The organism is Paenibacillus sp. 2TAB19, assembly GCF_052115185.1.
GTDB lineage: Bacteria > Bacillota > Bacilli > Paenibacillales > Paenibacillaceae > Pristimantibacillus.
Genome location: NZ_JBFRGE010000027.1, coordinates 62232 through 79913 on the forward strand (window position 1 = coordinate 62232; position 17682 = coordinate 79913).

The window sequence follows — 17682 nt, forward strand, 5'->3', positions numbered from 1 at the left end:
CTTTATAGATCATTGATCGGAGAAGAAAGAGATCGCCCTAGTTCCATCCTTATGCTGCTTGCGTTCCGATTCCAAAGAAACGGCGCGAAGCGGGTACTGCCGCTTCGCGCCGAACGCAAAAAGACGAGGCTCTCGTGAGAAGCCTTCGTTTTGCATAGTTTTTTATAGAGGGAGTTCGCGAACCTCTCCCGGCCGCCAACGGCGCCGGAATTTCTTCTTCAGTTGTATAGGAGTACTATAGCACAGCCGTTCCCGATTGGATACTGCCAGTTCGAGCTAAATAGCTACGGCTTTCAGTTCTCTTAACGTCTGCAGCATATGTTCCGCCAGCTCGGGAATGTCCTCCATTTGCTCCTCGCCGATCGTTCGATTGAACTTTAGTTCAATTTTGTTCGTATAAAAAACGGCCTGTGGCGGAGAATCCTGCCCATGCACATAGCTGATCGTCTGAGTAAAGGGCATATCGTCGCCCCATATCGTTCTCATAATGCCTTCAATCTGACGACACTGGTCGGCCGGTTCGCTTATCGCGACTCGGAAACGCAACGATAACGAGCATCCGGCTCCGGCCGCCGCCGCATCGCCGTCTTGGTCCATCAGCTCGGCCGCAAGCTGCCGGAGCGAGGACGCCAGCCTAACTTCGGCCGACACTCCGGACTGCCCCGCAAGCGTGAATCGCAGTCCGAACTCGCGTGCCATAACCGCCATTTCCATCCGGTCATTCCGGCCCACGATATCGATCAGCCGATCCAGATTGTCTAAATCGTAAAAATGATTCTCGAGCGCGACTTTTACATTTTCGAACACCGTTGGATCAAACACCCGCATACCTCGCGATCTATAACGTTGATCCATCTATTCTAGTTCAATTATCTAAAAAAATCGACAGCCTTTATCGCAAATACAAGTTCAGCGGCGCAAGCCCCAGCTCGCGCACCCCTTCGACTACCAAACCAGCAACACGGATCGCGCCAAGCTCCTGGAAATGCGTATCGTCCTGCGCCCCATCTGGAAAATGAATGAACTCGCCTGGATACGCCCACATGAACAGCGCTTTGGAAGGCTCGTCTCCAAGCCCCTCGTACAGCGTCTTGCTCTTCGCTGCCAAATCGATAAGCGGAACGTCGAGCTCGCCCGCAAGCTCCTTCATGCCCAGCAAGTAATCGCCATGCGTATCGATAATGCGGCCTTGCGAATCGAACTTGCGGCGATGCATCGGCGTTATGAGGACAGGAATTGCCCCTCTTGCCCTTGCTTCCTCCACATAAATTGCCAGCTTCTCCTTGTAGGAGCCAAAAGGCTCGGTTGCCCGCTCCTCATCCTGCTTCTCGTCGTTATGGCCGAACTGAATCCATAAATAATCGCCGGACTTGATTTCGTCCAATATTGGCTTCAAGCGCCCTTCAGAGATGAAGCTCTTCGAGCTGCGTCCCGACTTTGCATGATTGTCGATCGCTACATCGGTCTTGAAGTACAGCGGCAGCATCTGTCCCCAACCCGCATAAGGGAAGACGTCCTGATCGGTCACCGTGGAATCGCCGGCAAGGAAGATCGTCGTCGCTTGCTTCGCTTCCGCAATATCAAGCGCATTAATACGCGGCGCTACGCCGGAGAAGGCAAGCCGCAGCTTGCCGTCCGTCACTTTCACCGTGAAGCTGTGCACCGCGTATTGCCCCGCCGACGTCACGATCTTGTTCAGCACCATTCGGCCGACCCCGTATTTCAAGCTAGTAACGGTAGGCGCTATTGCGTCGCCCATCGTTACTGTAATCGTGTACAGACCATTAGGCAGCTTCACGATGAACGCAGAATCTAGAGGAATGCAGAAGGCGCTGCGCAGCCGGTCGCCTTCGCCGCGATCGCGCGAGCTCACACGCTCACAGGATTCAAAGCCGTAACCCTGTTCATCGGTATACGCCGTATCCGGCAGGATTTGAATATATTCTGTACCTGGCTGCGGCGAATCGCCAATGCCGAAATCGAATCGATAAGTTGTAGCCACTTTGCACCATCCTATCATCAAGTATCATTAATGATAGAATAGCAGAATAGCTGCTTATAAAGGTAGCAAATAACGGATCATTTTGTTCAATATTCCGATATGTTGCGATGATGCTATAGCGTCACATGCTTCACTTTCATCAGCTCGCCAACCTTAGCGAACAACGAGGCATTATGACCGATGGATAATGCGCAATGATGCGTCGGCGCTTCAGCGAACCAGCTCGTCATATAATCATCCGGCGCAAGGCGGAACTTGATAGGCGTCTGCGTATTGCCGATGCGCATAATCGGACCGTTCGTCGACTCACCTTCGCTTGCGATCAGCTTCAGCTTTCCGTCTCCGGTCTGCGTGACGTTCAGCGTCGTTACGGCCCCCGCGCGAACCTTCGCCTCGACGGATACGCCCGTACCCTGCTTGCCGTGATACAGCCCCATCCCCCTCAGTACAGGCTTGCCTTCCGAGATCGCAATATGGAACGGTCCGTCATGTCCGAGCAGAATCGTATCGTCTACATAATCAACGACAACGATTTCGGAGAAGCTGCCTCCCGTTCCAAGCAGATCGCATATTTTCATCGCAACGGCCGTCTTGAGATCGCCTTCGCCCGAGCATGGAATGCCGCGAGCCGTCAGCAAGGAATGACCGACAATGAAGCCCGATTGCAGTTTCTCGTATTCACCGCCCGGAGCGCCATGATAGTAGTAGGTTAGCGCATCCAAATCATACTCGCGAACGAGACGCTCCTGCGCCGCCGCCACCTTGCACGACCATTCGAGCTGTTCTTCTGTCGGCTTCCTTGCAATCGGATCGGACGGCGAATCGCCGCTAATCTGGAACATCTCATGCACCTCATCCAGCTTCGCCTTCACTTCCTGGGGCGTAACTTGCCGCAAATGCCGATCGAGATCGCACATCTCGAGCACTTCGACATGAAGTCCAGTCTGCGCCGCAATCATCGTGAAGTCGCTGTACATATCCAGCATGCCGCTGTACGTATTTCCTAAGAAGCCGAAGCGGCTATGCTGCAGGTTGCGCGGTACGGCGGCCGCGCGCACCCATTCCTCAATCTCCCGCCAAGCGCGCACCGCTTCCTTGCGCTGGGCTGTAATTTCGTTCGTTAGTGAAATAGCGGGCGTATAGTCCAAGCCGAGCAGCCCGTTAACGACGCGGAACGGGATCGCTGCGCGATTGAACGTGTTGGCGAATTCGGGTACCGGACACGCTCCGCAATGCGCCAGCCATTCGCCGGTTGTCGTCCGGTCGTAACTAATGCGCTCCGTCGGCTGCAGATTAAGAAATACGACCGGCGCTTTATTAATCTGATGAACGGGCAGCACGGTTGAGCTCGTCGAATACGTAGCAGCATGGCAGAACACCAAGTCCACCTGCTGCTCGTTCATCCACTCCCCTGCCTTGCGTCCTTCCCCTTCCGTATCCACAAGACCGTAGTTGTATACGTCTCCCCAAGCGGACATCCGCTTCTCGATGAATTGCCCGTATTCAATCAACCGCTCCCGCAAACCGGGAAATTGCTCCCAATATGCTCTCAAGCCAACAGAATAAAGACCGATCCGTGCTCTCTTGCTTGGTTTAATAGCAGATAGTAACGTCAGCTTTACCACCTCGTCATTTTATGAAATAATAGCTTTATATCCACATTGTAACGGCTTTCAATGCCAATAACATCAGATCATCTTGGTCAAAAATAACACAATCTTGCGAGGTGAGCTCCTATCATGTGCGCTTATAGCGAAAGAAGTTATCCCGCCTGGTCGGATAACTCCGTCCGGCTGTTCGCTACACCGTCGGCCTTCGCCAAGGAATCGTTGTTCTATGTGCAGGAGATCGGATATTTCGAGACGCTCGAACGTTATTTTACAGAAAGGGAACAGCTTGAATCGTATCTCCTTGTATATACCCTAGCCGGAAGCGGGCGATTGACCTACCGGGGCACGACATACCCGTTAATGGCCAAGCAGCTGTTCTTCATCGATTGTATGGATTATCAGCACTATGCAACCGAGCAAGGCCAGTCCTGGGACATGTTATGGGTGCACTTCAATGGCAGCGCAGTCCGTGCCTACTACGAGCAATTCGCATTAAGCTCAGAGCCTGTACTGAAGCTCCAGCCTGACACACCAGTGCCTGCGCTGCTTCGTCAATTGCTAGAGCTGCATGCTCGCAAAAGCTTCCGAACCGAGCTAGTCGGCTCGCAGCTGATTACGGAGCTATTGACCGAGCTGGTCTTGACCGCTCAACAGCTTGAGCTTCCTTATGCGGATATCCCAAGCTACATCGGCGAGATCACGCAGTGGATGGATGAGCATTTCGCGGAAAGGATGTCGCTAACCGAGCTGGCAGCGGAGCATGCGGTCAGCAAATACTATCTGGCCAAACAATTCAAGCGTTATACCGGCTTCTCGCCGAATGAGTACCTCATTAATACTCGGATTACGAGAGCGAAGGAGCTGCTCAAATATTCCGATATGCCGATCGCCGAGATCGCCGTGCAGATTGGCATCGACAATGTCAGCCATTTTATATCGCTGTTCAAAGACCGTGTGGAGCAAACGCCGCTCGTCTACCGCAAAAAATGGCGGCAAAGCTAGGCTATCAAGCTTTATTTGCGCCTATAATCGACATGACTCTCTTTCTTCTCCCAAAGTTTGCGTTGGGCGCGGAATTCCGTATACTTATAGATAGGATGCATACAAGAGCTATTTTACTAATTGGGGTGACGAAGTGGACGATTTGAAGCAAGCATATGAACGCTTGGGGTTRCCGGAATTAGCTCCGAGAGAAGAAGTAGAGAAGCGCTACACGACATTGATGCGCAGAGAACGCTCGCGAGCGCAGCAGCAGGATAGCGGTACGGGAAGCAGCGGCAATGATGAGTTCGCGCTTATCACTGGGGCGTATCGATTCATCCTCGAATACGAGGACCGCAAGACGACCGATGCGTTCAATGAACAGGAATACGGCAAGTACAAGGGCATGGCTGACAAAGCCCAGAAGATGGACCATTTTTGGCGGTATTATAAGTTCCATACGCTCGGCGCCGTCGTAGCCGTCGCACTCATTATTTATGGTGTTATCAGCTTTGTTAACTATCGCGAAGAGAAAGCCTACCTGGCAAGTCTGCCTCCCGTCGATCTTGAAGTATCGTTCATGGGCAACTACTACTTGAATGATACCGCGGAGAAAGAAGAGCCTCTTGAGAAAGCGCTGCTGGCTGCTTTTCCGGAATGGAAGCGTTTCAAGACGATGCTGACTCCTGTGCCTGCGGACGAAGCGAACCAATATGCGTATATGCAAAAAGCTGTTCTCATGCTGGCAACCGAAAATCCGGATGTCTATGTGATGGACAAAAATATTTTCCAATGGGTAGGCGTTCAAGGGGTGTTGTTGCCGCTTGACGATGCAGCTGAAGGGGAACTGAAGCCGTTGCTCAAGGACGGCCTAGCACAAAAGCTCAAGACAGAGGAAGATACTACCGAACGGATTTACGGCATCGATCTAAGCGCAAGTTCGCTCGTAACGGACCTGCCGCTCTACAAGCAGGATATGATCGTCGGCATTCGCGTCAATGCGAAGAACCCGGACAAGGCGCTGCAATTTATTAAGAAGTATTTGGGGACGGTTAAGTAACGGTATGACCATCCATGAGAAAGAGGCTGTACCCGCGTCATGGCGATGCAGGTGCAGCCTCTTCTCTTCGTCTATCCTAGTGTGAAAATGCAAGTAGTTAGGATCCGATATGCTTCAGCACGATAGACTCAATATGCTGCAGATGGCGCTCCATCCGCTCGGCGGCAAGTTCGGCTTGCTGCTCCTTGACGGCTTCATAGATAGCGGAATGTTCCTCGTACAGCCTTCCGGCGACCTGCTCGTTCGCATACAGCTCGACGCGGCGAATATCGTGGATCGCTGTCTCGATCTTGCCCATGATCGATTCGAACAACCGCGCCATAATCGTATTATGCGTGGCCTTCGCAAGCGTCAGATGGAAGAGCAGATCAAGCCGCTCACCTTCCGCGTCATTGCCCACCGTCGTCTCCATCTGATGAATGATGCCGGCTAACGCCTCAAGATCGTGATTTGTGCGTTTCTTAGCGGCAATGGCTGCGTTCGACACTTCAAGCGACTCGCGCGCTTCGAGCAGCTCCAGCACCGTCTCGCGGTTCATCCGCAGTGACAGGAGCTCAGGAAGCTCTACCTCCGCAGGCGCGCTGCGAATGACGCGGCAGCCGCCCCCTTGCCGAATCTCGATCATGCCCATCGCTTTGAGCGCGCTAAGCGCTTCGCGCGTTGTCGAGCGTCCGACGCCGAATTGCTCCGACATCGTTTTCGTTGAAGGCAGCTTGTCGCCAACCTTCAGCTTTCCGTCCATAATGAGTCCCTTGATTTGCTCCGTTATTTCCTCGTAATGATTGCGTTTGGACAACTTCACGACATCCAGCGACGACATGCGCCTACCTCCTGTTTCTTAACCGACTAATAGCGCGTAAACGATTCCCGGACCATGGACACCGATCGTCAGATCATTCTCGATATCTGACGATCGGCTAGGACCGGTAATGAAATGAATGCCGGCAGGAAGCTTCTCGCGCCCTGCCTCATCGAAGGTCTTCAACACTTCGCCCAGCTTCGTCTTCAAGCGCTCTATTGGAATAATAATGATAAGCACGGTCGGCAGCAGGCTGACGGAACGTCCTTTATTCGGCGCGGACAATACGGTTACGGACCCCGTATACGCGACGGCATGGTCGGCGATAACGACGCCGAAGTCGGCTTCTGCCGCCCGTGCCCGCCAATATTGTTCAGGATCGGAATTCCATACCGACACCTTCGCATCCGCAAGCTCGCCTTCGAGATCCAGCGCATCCAGCTCCGGCTGGTTCTGGCGAATGACGTACTTCGCGCTCATCTCCTGCGCCTTGTCTGCGATGAACTGTTTCGCATCATTCATTGTCTCTAATCGCGCTACATGTCCGCCAACCGAAACGAAGTTATCGGTGAACGCCTTAATACGCTCTTCTTCGCTCCACTCGAACGCCTTCCAGAAGTCCGGCGCACCACGGAACGGATGCTGAGGCTTCTCGGTCATGCGGGGATGTCCGAGCCGCTGCGAAATGCCGTTCATGAATTGCTCCTGCTTCGTCTTCGATTGCGCTTCCAGCTTGGCGAGCCATTCCTTATGCGCCGATGTATCCGTATTAGCCATGACCATGTCCTCCTCCGTTCTTCTCGTTGTCCTTGCGCTTCTGTACCAGTTGCTCCATACGGCTCTGCATCGCTGGATCCATCGCCTTCAAACCTTGCTTCAATTCCTGATCAAGCGTATCGAAGCGGTCGCGGAACGATTCCTTCGGCAAGCTTGGCGTCACACGATAGGTATTCCAGCCTTTGAGCGGACCAAGCTTCGTCTTGATGACGCCGCTGCGAACGACAAGCTTCTGCCCCAGCTTGCCTAAGCGCAATACGCCGCCAAGGCGGGACGAGTTGCCCATGACGGTTGCAAATCCTTGCATCCCGATCGACTCCAGCTTGCTGCCGTTGCCGCTCTCGACCTTGCGGCGGCGCAGATAGACGAGCATATCATGCAGCGGAATCTTCACCGGGCAGGCTTCATAGCAAGCGCCGCATAAGCTGGATGCGTTCGCGATGTCATCCCATTCCGCGATATTTTTGTTGAGCGACGGGGTAAGGACCGCACCGATCGGCCCGCTGTAGGTGCTTCCGTATGCGTGTCCGCCGATATGGCGGTACACGGGACAAGCGTTCAAGCAAGCGCCGCAGCGAATGCAGTTCAGCAGCTCTTGGAACTCAGGGTCGCCGAGCTGCAGCGAGCGTCCGTTATCAACGATAATAATGTGCATTTCATCCGGACCGTCGGCGTCTTCCTCGCGGCGCGGACCCGTAATGCCGGACATGTACATCGTCAGCTTCTGTCCCGTAGCCGAGCGAGGAAGCAGCGTCGCCATCACTTCAAGGTCTTCCCAGGATGGAATAATACGCTCCATGCCCATTAGCGTAATCTGTGTCTTCGGAACCGTACTTACCATACGGGCATTTCCTTCGTTCTCGAACAGAACCATCGAGCCGGTCTCGGCAATGGCGAAGTTGCAGCCGGTCATGCCGATGTCTGCTTCGAGAAACTTCTCGCGCAGCTTCTTGCGCACGAAGCCCGCCAGCGCCGTCGTATCCGGCGGCAGCGTGTACCCCGCTTCCTTGGAGAGAAGATCGGCAATTTGGTATCTATTCTTATGAATCGCCGGAATAACGATATGCGACGGCATCTCGCCCGCCAATTGGATAATATATTCGCCAAGGTCGGTCTCAATCGCTTCGACGCCGATCGATTCCAGCGCATGGTTCAGATGCAGCTCCTCGGTAACCATCGACTTGGACTTCACGACCGACTTTGCGTTCGCATGTTCGGCGATGTCCAGTGTCAGCTTGACCGCTTCCTCCGTCGTATTCGCAAAGTGCACATGAACGCCGTTCGCGCGGGCGTTGTTGACGAACAGGTTCAAATAATAGTCGAGATGCGCGATCGTATGCAGCCGAATCTGTTTGCCGCGCTCACGCCACTCTTCCCAGTTGCCATGCTCCTCTGACGCTTTTTTCTTCCCGTTGCGCAGTCGTTCGGTCGTGAACTTCACCGCTTTGCGCAGAAACTCGTCATTCAGCGCCAGCTCCGCCCTTGCCTTTACCGTTGCCCCCGCTTGATGTGCTCCGCTCATGCTTCCTTCACCCCTTCGTACAGCAGCTCGGCGAGATGCATGACCCGCACCGGCTCGTTTCGATATCTCAAGTTGCCAGCAATGTTCATAAGGCATGCCATGTCGAGGCCGACAAGCACCTCTGCTTCCGTCTCAAGTACGTGATCAGCCTTCTCCGTAACCATCGCACCGGAAATGTCCGCCATCTTAACCGCGAACGTTCCGCCGAATCCGCAGCAATCTTCCGCGAATGGAAGCGGCACAAGCTCAAGGCCCTTCACTTGTTTCATAAGCGCCATCGGCTCATCCTTCACGCCGAGTATCCGGCTGCCGTGACACGACGGATGATACGTAACTTTATGCGGGAAAGCGGCACCTACGTCCGTAACCCCAAGCACCTGCACGAGAAACTGCGTGAATTCATAGGACTTGCTCTCCAAGGACTTCGCACGCTTCAGCATCACAGGATCATTCTCGAACAGCTTCGGATAATGATGAATCATGCCTGTGCACGAGCCTGATGGCGAAATAACGAAGTCGCTATCCTCAAAAGCATCCAAAATCGTCTTCGCTGATTCTCTCGCTTCCTTCCAATAGCCGCTGTTGAAAGCCGGCTGCCCGCAGCAGGTCTGTACGGTCGGAAACTGCAGCGATACGCCGTACTTCGCAAGCAGCCGCACCATCGCTTCCCCAACGCGCGGATAAATCGCATCGCTTAAGCAAGTAATAAATAAGGAAACCTTCATTCCGGCACCCCTCTCTTCACATCTAATAATGTCATTATATCAGGTTGTCAGACATGTTGAATATAAAAATGAGCCGTCCGTAGACGGCAAATGGAATAGTTGCGGCGTGACTCTACGCTGCTACACAATCGTTACAGCGATCTGCCGTTCTTCGAGCTGACTGAGCAGCTCGCCTGACAACCGCTTATCGGTAACGATGGTGTCAATATCGCCAAGCTCGGCGACGTTCGTGAAGGCGATGACGCCGAACTTGCTAGAGTCGGCAAGCAAAATGACCTGATCGGCCATGCCGACCATCTTCTGCTTGATCCGAGCCTGCAGCTCATTCGATTCGCTGACGCCGCGCTCCAGATGGACGCCCTTGCACGAAATAAATGCCTTATCCACATGGTATGCATCAAGCGAGCGCTCGGCTAACGGTCCCACATAAGAGAGCGAGCGGGAGGCAAGAATTCCGCCCGTCGAAATGACCTCGATCTTCTCCTTGCCGCTCAGCTCCATCGCTACCTTGATCGAATTCGTCAATACCGTGAGCGGAATATCCGGCATGCTGGCAGCCATGTACCAAGCTGTCGAGCTCGCATCTAGCAATATGCGATCCTTCGGCTGGATTAGCTTCACCGCTGCCTCGGCAATTAGCYGCTTCTCATCGGCATGCGTAATCTCTCGTTCAAAAAAAGGTATCTCCGGCTGCTGATCCTTCACGCTTACCGCACCGCCATGAGAACGGCGGAGCCTGCCGGCTTGCTCCAAACGATCAAGGTCGCGGCGGATCGTTTCCTCCGTCACCTGACAGAGCTCGCTTAGCTCCGTCACTCGAATGCTTCCTCTTTCATTCACTAGCTGTACAATTTTATCGTAGCGTTCCGCGACCAGCATACCGTACCTCTTTCTAACCTATATTTGATGGCAGCCCAAACAGTTGTTTAAGCGACCCCTGTCTTCACAACAAAAGCTTCATAAGCCCGTTCCCAAGCTTCCGACTGCTCCGGCTCGTATTCGTCCACAGGGAACGAATCGCGAATTACCTTGCGCGCTTCCCAAATATCGGTCAGCTTGCCGCCGGCAATCCACTGTACGATCATGTTGCCGATGGCGCTGCCTTCGACCGGACCGGCCCATACCGGCTTGCCGATCGCGTTAGCGGTCCATTGGCAAAGCAATTGATTCTGAATGCCGCCGCCAACCATATGCAGCCCGCCGAATCGGTTGCCCGACAGCTTCTCCGTCAGCTCCAACACAAAGCGATATTTCAGCGCCAAGCTCTCCAGCACGCAGCGCGTAATCGCGCCTACGCTCTCAGGTGCTTGCTGCCCCGTACGCTTGCAGTATTCAACGACGCGTGCAGGCATATCGCCAGGAGGCATAAATACGGGATCGTCAGGATCAACGAAAGCCGCGAACGGTTCTGCTTCGCCGGCCAACTTAACTAATTCGGGGAAGGAGAACGATTTTCCTGCACGTTCCCACGCTCTTCTGCATTCCTGCAAAATCCATAGGCCCATAATGTTCTTCAACAAACGATACGTGCCATACGCACCGCCTTCGTTCGTGAAGTTCAGTTGCTCCGACAGCTCGTTAATGACCGGCTCTCCCACTTCCGTACCCATGAGCGACCATGTTCCGCAGCTTAAGTAAGCGAATGAGCGATCGAACGCCGGAACGGCTGCAACAGCCGAACCCGTGTCGTGCTCAGCGACCGCAATAACCGGAACCGGATCAATGCCGAGCTCCTCGCACAAGGATGGGCGCAGCATGCCAACGCCTGTTCCAGGCTGTACAACCTCACCAAACAGATCCGGCGACAATCCAATGGCACGAATAAGCGTCTCATCCCAGCCTCCAGTTAACGGGTTGTACAACTGCGTCGTCGTCGCATTGGAGAACTCATTGTACATTTCGCCAGTCAGGAAATAACGGAGCAGATCCGGGATCATCAAGAAATGTTTCGCTTCCCGCAATAACGGCGAATGAGCTTGCTTAAGCGCGGCAAGCTGATAAATCGTATTAAAAGGCAAAAACTGAATGCCTGTACGTCCGAATATCTCCGAATCGCTTAGCTCCTCGCGAACCTTCTCCATCACGCCGTTCGTATGCGAATCGCGATAGTGATACGGATTGCCAAGCAGCTCGCCGTTCTCGCCGATCAGTCCGAAGTCGACCGCCCATGAATCGATCGCAATGCTGTCCAGCTTAATGCCGCGATGCTTCACAAGCAGCAAGCTTTGTTTCAACTCATGCAGCAGGCGCAAAATATCCCACTGCAGCCGGTCGCCTACCTGCACCGGATCATTGCTGAACCGGTGCAGCTCTTCGACCTCGATCTTGCCATCCTGCAAGCGGCCGAGCAGCGCTCTGCCGCTGCTCGCGCCAAGATCGAATGCGAGTATGGTCACCAGCTCGCACCGCCCTTGCCTCTAGCAAGAATGTCTTTGCCGTAGCTGCTGGCAAGATAAGCCTTCATCGGATCAAGCGGCAAGCCTTGCTCTTCGCGAATCGCGTGAAGCAGCGGCGTAACGTCGAATTCGAACGCTTTGCGAACGGCATCTTCCGCGCCGAGCACATCGTTGCTGTTAGCAGCAGCAGCCACTTCTTCATGGTTAATAAGCAGCGCTTTGGCGAAGTTCGTCTGAACATTGAGCACGGAACGCAGCATAGCCGGGATCTTCTGCTCGATGTTATGCGACTGGTCGATCATGTACGCGATATTCTCTACGTTGCTGCGAATAGCCGCATCATCGTCGCCTGCTGCATTCAAGATTTGATAGAAGATCAAGAACAGCTCGTATGGATTGACCGTGCCGACGATCAGATCATCGTCCGCGTATTTGCGGCTGTTGAAGTGGAAACCGCCAAGACGTTTCTCGTCCAGCAAGTAAGCCACGATATGTTCAATGTTCGCGCCAGGCAGATGGTGGCCCGTATCGACGAGTACTTCCGCTTGAGGTCCAAGCTTAAGCGCCATGTTGTACGCCATGCCCCAATCCGCAAGATCGGTATGGTAGAATGCAGGCTCGAAGCATTTGTATTCGATCAGCATGCGCATCTCTGGCGTCATTGCGCCGTACATTTCGGCAAGCGCTTCGTACATCCAGCCTTTGCGCTTGCGAATGTCGCCTTGGCCTGGGTAGTTCGTGCCGTCAGCGAACCATAGGCTAATATCGCGCGAGCCCGTTTCTTTCGCAATATCAACGCATTCGAGCAAGTGGTTCGTTGCTTTGCGACGGATAGCCGGGTCGGCATTCGTTACGCTGCCAAGCATGTAGTCGTCTTCTTGGAACAAGTTCGGATTGATGGCACCAATTTTAAGGCCGAGGCTCTCCGCATGGCTTCTCAGCTTGCTGTAATCATCAACCTTATCCCAAGGAATATGGATGGCAACCGATGGAGCAAGACCTGTCAGTTTATGAACCTGTGCGGCGTCGTCGAACTTCTCGAACGGATTGCGGGGAACGCCGACTTTTTGGAAGTTTTTGAACCGCGTACCCGAATCTCCGTACCCCCAAGATGGCGTCTCGATTTTGAGCGCTTTCAATTTGGACTTTACGTCCTCCAGGTTAATTCCTCTAGCTTGCTGTTGCTCTGCAAATAGTGCATATGCACGATCGGACATGGTGAACACCCTTTCAATATAAAATATAGTGATTTATGACTTCAAAGGATAAGCAATCGTCGACATAAGCGTGTTCTCCGCTTGCGTCGAATCGAGTCTGCTGTATTGGACAATGATTGGAATATCGCTTAGAACCTCGATCGCGTATGGAACGCCAACGGGGATACCCTCATCGTTCTTCACTAATGAGCTCGTACGAATATGCTTCGTACGTCTGCCTGGCACGACGACCAGGATGTCTTCAATAGGTTCGCGGTCTTCGAAAAATATCGTAAACCGGATAAGCGCCTCTTCCGAGGAGCAATTCAGGACGCACACCGATTCGTGGCTCGTAAGCGCACCCGTGCTGTCCGGCGGTATGAATCCGTCAGGTATGAACCAATGCTTCTCTCCACGCGCTTGATACATGGTTAAAGTGCCCTCCTTGAAGCAGCAAACAGCAAGCGCCGCCGCCGAAGGCGACGCTCTTCTCTGCTGCCCTGTTTATGCTTTCCCTATTGGATTAACGCGTGAACGCTGCAGGTACGCCGCCGTCGATTGTCAGCATGCAGCCCGTCGTTTTGTCCGCTTTGGATGAAGCGAAGAACGCGATGCCTTCCGCAATATCACGYGGGTAGATATTCACAAGCAATGTCGTGCGCTTGCGGTAGTATTCTTCCAGCTGATCAGGCTCGATGCCGTAAGCGGCAGCCCGCTCATTGCGCCAGCTTCCGTTCCAGATCGCCGAGCCTTGCAGGATCGCATCCGGCAGAATCGTGTTGACGCGAATGCCGAACTCGCCGCCTTCCGCTGCGATGCAGCGCGCAAGATGYGCTTCAAGCGCTTTGGCCGCGCTGTACGCCGAAGCGTTTTTGCCTGCATAAACCGAGTTTTTCGAACCGATGAATACCATGTTGCCGCCGATTGCCTGCTGTTTCATTAGCTTGAACGCTTCGCGGGCAACAAGGAAGTAGCCCGTGCCAAGCACGTTCATATTCAAATTCCATTCCTTAAGCGACGTTTCGTCGAACGGACTGGAAGTTGCAAGCCCTGCATTATTGACTATAATGTCAACGCCACCGTAAGCAATCGATGTTTCCGCGTAAGCCGCAGCTACCTGCTCCTCGCTCGTTACATCCATTTTAACCGCAATCGCGCGGTTCTCACCATACTTGGCATTAATCTCGTCAGCAACCTTCTGAGCGCCTTCAAGGTTAAGGTCTGCAAGCACAACATGCGCGCCTTCGGACACTAGACGACGAGCTGTTTCGCTGCCGATACCTCCCGCGCCGCCAGTAATGAAAGCAACCTTGCGGGAGAATTCCGCTTCTGCCGGAGCAAGGGACAGCTTATAAAGCTCAAGCGGCCAGTACTCGACGTTGTACGATTCGTTCTCGCTAAGCGATACGAAGTCGCCAAGTGCGGTTGCGCCTCGCATAACGGCAATCGCACGGTGGTAAAGAGCTCCGCTGACTTTGGACATGGCCCAGCTCTTGCCTGTGTTGATCATGCCAATACCCGGAATGAGAATGACGCGCGGCGCTGCTTCGAACATCACGTCGCCTTCGTTTTTGTTGCGTTCGAAGTAAGCTTGGTATTGCTCTTTATAGGAAGCGATGCCTTCTATCAGCTTCGCTTTTAGTCCTTCGATATCGTCCGCGTTAGGCGTCCAGTCGATGAAGAGCGGAACAACCTTCGTGTGAACAAGGTGATCCGGGCATGCTGCGCCCACTTGGGACAGCTTCGGCGAAGCTTCGCCGCTAACGAATGCCAGCACGTCCGCTTCGTCGTCGTACGACAGAATCATTTTCTTAGCGTCGCTTACCGCACCGCGAATCGTTGGCATTACACTAGCTGCAACGCTGCGGCGAACTTCGGCTGCTAGCACTTCATGCTTCGCGCCGCCGAACAACTTCGCTTCATTTACGCGTGCTTCAATGAATGCTTCCGCTTCGGAGATGATCTTGATCGTCTGTGCATAACACTCTTCCGACGTTTCGCCCCAAGTAACAAGACCATGCTTCTCCATAAGCACGAGCTCGGCGTTCGGGTTGGCAAGGACGCCTTCCGCGATCATTTTTGACAGGTTGAAGCCTGGACGAACATAAGGAACCCATACAAAACGGTCGCCGAAAATTTCCTTAGCAAGCTCCTTTCCGTTATCCGCACAGCATAGGCTGATAATCGAATCCGGATGTGTATGATCGACATGTTTGAAAGGCAGGAATGCGTGCAGCAAAGTCTCGATCGAAGCGCGTGGATGTTTGGAATCGATCATGCAATTAACGAGATAAGCGACCATTTCCTCATCCGGCATTTCGGAGCGCTCGAACAACGGACGAATATCGTCCATGCGAAGACCTGTGAAATTGCCCGCTTTCATCGTTGCAAGGTCAGAGCCGCTGCCCTTCACGTACATGACTTCTACTTCGCGTCCGCGGAAGTCCTTAACGATTGTTTTCGTCGACGTATTGCCGCCGCCATAATTGCATACGCGGCGATCCGCGCCGATAATGTTGGAGCGATAAACGAGTTGATCAAGTCCGCTTTCAAACTTCGAAGCTTCTGCTGATTCCCACAAACTTTGTACCATGGATATACCTCCGAATAATGTTTTGTTTTTGTTTGTTTTGATAATATCATATTTGTTTGTTTTTGAATATACCTATTTCAAACAAAAACAGAAACCTCTTTTTCTTTGTTTCCATCGTCACCCACTGGATCCGACAGCATATTACCTAAGCTACTTCTTACTTACAATCTCAGCCAGCCGCTACCTCACCGCGCCAACGTATGGTGCTATGTTCAATAGTGAGAGACAAGAAATACCTGTATAAAGAAAAAAGAAAAAAAAGCCCTCGTCTATGACGAGGGCCCAACCACTAATTATTATTGTTGATCAGCTTCCAACACCCTTACTTGAATTGGAGGCAGGTTTTGCTCGATAAGCTCGCGGTGTTCCTCGAACCATTCAGGAAGCATAATTTTTTCGCCCAAAGCCTCTGGCGCTTCGTCACGAGCGAAGCCTGGAGGATCCGTTGCAATCTCGAACAAGATGCCGCCTTCTTCGCGGAAGTAGATCGCATTGAAGTATTGACGGTCGACGATCGGTGTTGGACGGTAGCCGCTTGCTTCAACGTGGCTTCTCCAAGCCGCATGCTCGGCGTCGTCTTTCGCGCGCCATGCGATATGGTGGACCGTACCTGCGCCGCCGGCGCCGTAATCCATCGGAGTCACGTTCACATCAATAATGTTGCCGATATCGCCATATGATTTGAACCGTGCATATGCGCCCTCTTGCCCGATTTTCTCAAGCCCCATCACTTGCTCCAGCAGTTGTGCGGTTTTGTCAGGAGCCGTACTGAATAGGACGGCACCGCCGAAGCCTTTGATCGCGTTATCTACCGACACGCCGCCGAAAGCCCAAGTGCTTTTCGCGCCTTCCGCGCGCTCTACGATTTCGATTTTCAGACCGTCGCGGTCTTCGAATCTGAGGTACGTTTCGCCGAAGCGCTGCGTTGTCTCGAACGGTACGCTGAATTGCGATAGACGGTCCGACCAAAAGGATAAGCTGCCTACAGGCACCGCATAAGTCGTGAATCCGACTTGGCCGCCTCCGACACGTCCTTTGCGCGAGTTTTCGGATGGGAAGAACGTAATGATCGTGCCCGGTCCGCCTGATTCATTGCCGAAGTACAGATGGTACACTTCCGGCGCATCGAAGTTGATCGTTTTTTTGACCAGACGAAGTCCGAGAATACCCGCATAAAAATCTACCGTTTCTTGCGCGCTGCGTACGAAAGCTGTTACATGGTGAATACCTGCTGTTTGTTGGTTTGTCATTGTCATCCATCTCCTTGGTTTATATAAAATTATAATTAACTTGTTCATGCCTACATTTTAGATGTCTTAAAATTAAGATATTGCTATGAGAGAAAAGCAGCCATCGCTTTCGCTTACGAGCAACGACTACTTGAAGCCATCCTGCGCGTACTTCCCAAGCTTCTTCAATAATTGACCCGCAGCTTTCTTCTCTTCCTCCGTCAAACCGGCTACCGCTTGCTCGATCACCTTCGTATGCTGAGGAAAAACCTCTTCCATGAACGTTCTGCCCGCATCCGTTATTTCCGCAAGAATGAGCCGGCGATCCCTCGGCGAGGGGTTGCGTTTCACGAACTGCTTCTTCTCGAGCTTATCAACCACATAGGTGATGTTGCCGCTGCTCATTAATACTTTGGTGCCGATCTGCTGAATCGGCTGAGCGCCTTTATGATACAGCAGCTCCAGAACGCCGAACTCCGTCCGGTTCAATCCGTGGCTTCTAATATCACGATCGGCATGTGCATTCACCCACTCGCTCGCTCTTGAAAGAGCAATGTAGAGGTCAAGAGATTCGTTTTTCGTTGTGCTCATCTTACTCACCTCATTCATTTAATGTCTCAATTTCGTTTATCTTTATTTAAAGATACTTTAATTTAATGTATTCGTCAACAGTCTCAATTCATATATTTTTCCTAACTATTTATAAATGAAAAAAAACGCCCCCTTAGCAGCGGAGCGTAACTTCAATGTCTTGATTGTAATTGCCGAAGCCTTTGCCGAACAGCGTGACGC

The 17682-nt window shown here is 52.8% G+C and carries 17 protein-coding genes and 1 riboswitch; of the genes, 2 read left to right on the top strand and 15 right to left on the bottom strand.

Going from position 1 to position 17682, the window contains the following annotated elements; genetic code table 11:
- Positions 1-9 precede the first annotated feature (9 nt).
- The 4 genes from AB4Z33_RS14515 to AB4Z33_RS14530 form a co-directional block, all read right to left on the bottom strand.
- Entirely contained in the window at positions 10-156 is a 147-nt protein-coding gene (locus tag AB4Z33_RS14515) for a hypothetical protein (protein ID WP_442050579.1), read from the bottom strand.
- Positions 149-192: riboswitch (PreQ1 riboswitch) on the bottom strand. (Overlaps the previous gene by 8 nt.)
- An 84-nt stretch (positions 193-276) precedes the next feature.
- Complete coding sequence (locus AB4Z33_RS14520; RefSeq protein WP_442050580.1) at positions 277-855, bottom strand: hypothetical protein; 579 nt, start codon at positions 853-855, stop codon at positions 277-279.
- A gap of 37 nt (positions 856-892) precedes the next feature.
- A complete protein-coding gene (locus tag AB4Z33_RS14525) occupies positions 893-2002 on the bottom strand; it encodes a rhamnogalacturonan acetylesterase (RefSeq protein ID WP_442050581.1) in 1110 nt (369 codons plus the stop codon).
- A 113-nt stretch (positions 2003-2115) separates the two neighbouring features.
- Positions 2116-3555 (bottom strand): L-arabinose isomerase family protein, encoded by a 1440-nt coding sequence (locus AB4Z33_RS14530; RefSeq protein WP_442050582.1) that lies wholly within the window; start codon positions 3553-3555, stop codon positions 2116-2118.
- A 186-nt stretch (positions 3556-3741) separates the two neighbouring features.
- Here AB4Z33_RS14530 and AB4Z33_RS14535 point away from each other — a divergent pair, with 186 nt between their 5' ends.
- Together AB4Z33_RS14535 and AB4Z33_RS14540 are read left to right on the top strand one after the other, a co-directional pair.
- Positions 3742-4614: a helix-turn-helix domain-containing protein gene (locus AB4Z33_RS14535; RefSeq protein WP_442050583.1), complete on the top strand. Its 873-nt coding sequence runs from the start codon at positions 3742-3744 to the stop codon at positions 4612-4614.
- A 163-nt stretch (positions 4615-4777) separates the two neighbouring features.
- Entirely contained in the window at positions 4778-5653 is an 876-nt protein-coding gene (locus AB4Z33_RS14540) for a J domain-containing protein (RefSeq protein ID WP_442050584.1), read from the top strand.
- Between the two features lie 97 nt (positions 5654-5750).
- On the opposite strand, the gene AB4Z33_RS14545 is transcribed toward AB4Z33_RS14540, so the two are convergent.
- From AB4Z33_RS14545 to AB4Z33_RS14595, 11 genes are all read right to left on the bottom strand, one after another.
- On the bottom strand, positions 5751-6473 hold the full coding sequence (locus tag AB4Z33_RS14545) for a FadR/GntR family transcriptional regulator (protein ID WP_442050585.1): 723 nt from the start codon (positions 6471-6473) through the stop codon (positions 5751-5753).
- An 18-nt stretch (positions 6474-6491) separates the two neighbouring features.
- Positions 6492-7229, bottom strand: a complete 738-nt coding sequence (locus AB4Z33_RS14550; RefSeq protein WP_442050586.1) for a LutC/YkgG family protein — start codon at positions 7227-7229, stop codon at positions 6492-6494.
- Positions 7222-8751, bottom strand: coding sequence for a LutB/LldF family L-lactate oxidation iron-sulfur protein (locus AB4Z33_RS14555; protein ID WP_442050587.1), 1530 nt, complete (start codon positions 8749-8751; stop codon positions 7222-7224). Before AB4Z33_RS14555 ends, AB4Z33_RS14550 begins: the two co-directional genes overlap by 8 nt.
- Positions 8748-9476, bottom strand: coding sequence for a (Fe-S)-binding protein (locus AB4Z33_RS14560; protein WP_442050588.1), 729 nt, complete (start codon positions 9474-9476; stop codon positions 8748-8750). Before AB4Z33_RS14560 ends, AB4Z33_RS14555 begins: the two co-directional genes overlap by 4 nt.
- 120 nt (positions 9477-9596) lie before the next feature.
- Positions 9597-10355, bottom strand: a complete 759-nt coding sequence (locus tag AB4Z33_RS14565) for a DeoR/GlpR family DNA-binding transcription regulator (RefSeq protein ID WP_442050589.1) — start codon at positions 10353-10355, stop codon at positions 9597-9599.
- A gap of 47 nt (positions 10356-10402) precedes the next feature.
- The gene (locus AB4Z33_RS14570) at positions 10403-11872 is read right to left on the bottom strand and encodes a rhamnulokinase (protein WP_442050590.1); all 1470 of its coding nucleotides are present in this window, start codon (positions 11870-11872) and stop codon (positions 10403-10405) included.
- The gene (rhaI, locus tag AB4Z33_RS14575; RefSeq protein ID WP_442050591.1) at positions 11869-13089 is read right to left on the bottom strand and encodes an L-rhamnose isomerase; all 1221 of its coding nucleotides are present in this window, start codon (positions 13087-13089) and stop codon (positions 11869-11871) included. The genes AB4Z33_RS14570 and rhaI overlap by 4 nt, the downstream gene beginning before the upstream one ends.
- 33 nt (positions 13090-13122) lie before the next feature.
- On the bottom strand, positions 13123-13497 hold the full coding sequence (locus AB4Z33_RS14580) for a sensory rhodopsin transducer (protein ID WP_442050592.1): 375 nt from the start codon (positions 13495-13497) through the stop codon (positions 13123-13125).
- Between the two features lie 94 nt (positions 13498-13591).
- Positions 13592-15661 (bottom strand): bifunctional aldolase/short-chain dehydrogenase, encoded by a 2070-nt coding sequence (locus AB4Z33_RS14585; protein WP_442050593.1) that lies wholly within the window; start codon positions 15659-15661, stop codon positions 13592-13594.
- Positions 15662-15957: 296 nt separating this feature from the next.
- Positions 15958-16911, bottom strand: a complete 954-nt coding sequence (locus AB4Z33_RS14590) for a ring-cleaving dioxygenase (RefSeq protein ID WP_442050594.1) — start codon at positions 16909-16911, stop codon at positions 15958-15960.
- Positions 16912-17037: 126 nt separating this feature from the next.
- The gene (locus AB4Z33_RS14595) at positions 17038-17481 is read right to left on the bottom strand and encodes a MarR family winged helix-turn-helix transcriptional regulator (protein ID WP_442050595.1); all 444 of its coding nucleotides are present in this window, start codon (positions 17479-17481) and stop codon (positions 17038-17040) included.
- Positions 17482-17682: the final 201 nt, after the last annotated feature.

Excerpts from the sequence above, each read along its gene's own strand:
- AB4Z33_RS14515 (WP_442050579.1), bottom strand. The coding sequence starts at position 156 with ATGCAAAACGAAGGCTTCTCACGAGAGCCTCGTCTTTTTGCGTTCGGC.
- AB4Z33_RS14520 (WP_442050580.1), bottom strand. The coding sequence starts at position 855 with ATGGATCAACGTTATAGATCGCGAGGTATGCGGGTGTTTGATCCAACG.
- AB4Z33_RS14535 (WP_442050583.1), top strand. The coding sequence starts at position 3,742 with ATGTGCGCTTATAGCGAAAGAAGTTATCCCGCCTGGTCGGATAACTCC.
- AB4Z33_RS14545 (WP_442050585.1), bottom strand. The coding sequence starts at position 6,473 with ATGTCGTCGCTGGATGTCGTGAAGTTGTCCAAACGCAATCATTACGAG.
- AB4Z33_RS14550 (WP_442050586.1), bottom strand. The coding sequence starts at position 7,229 with ATGGCTAATACGGATACATCGGCGCATAAGGAATGGCTCGCCAAGCTG.
- AB4Z33_RS14555 (WP_442050587.1), bottom strand. The coding sequence starts at position 8,751 with ATGAGCGGAGCACATCAAGCGGGGGCAACGGTAAAGGCAAGGGCGGAG.
- AB4Z33_RS14560 (WP_442050588.1), bottom strand. The coding sequence starts at position 9,476 with ATGAAGGTTTCCTTATTTATTACTTGCTTAAGCGATGCGATTTATCCG.
- rhaI (WP_442050591.1), bottom strand. The coding sequence starts at position 13,089 with ATGTCCGATCGTGCATATGCACTATTTGCAGAGCAACAGCAAGCTAGA.
- AB4Z33_RS14580 (WP_442050592.1), bottom strand. The coding sequence starts at position 13,497 with ATGTATCAAGCGCGTGGAGAGAAGCATTGGTTCATACCTGACGGATTC.
- AB4Z33_RS14590 (WP_442050594.1), bottom strand. The coding sequence starts at position 16,911 with ATGACAAACCAACAAACAGCAGGTATTCACCATGTAACAGCTTTCGTA.
- AB4Z33_RS14595 (WP_442050595.1), bottom strand. The coding sequence starts at position 17,481 with ATGAGCACAACGAAAAACGAATCTCTTGACCTCTACATTGCTCTTTCA.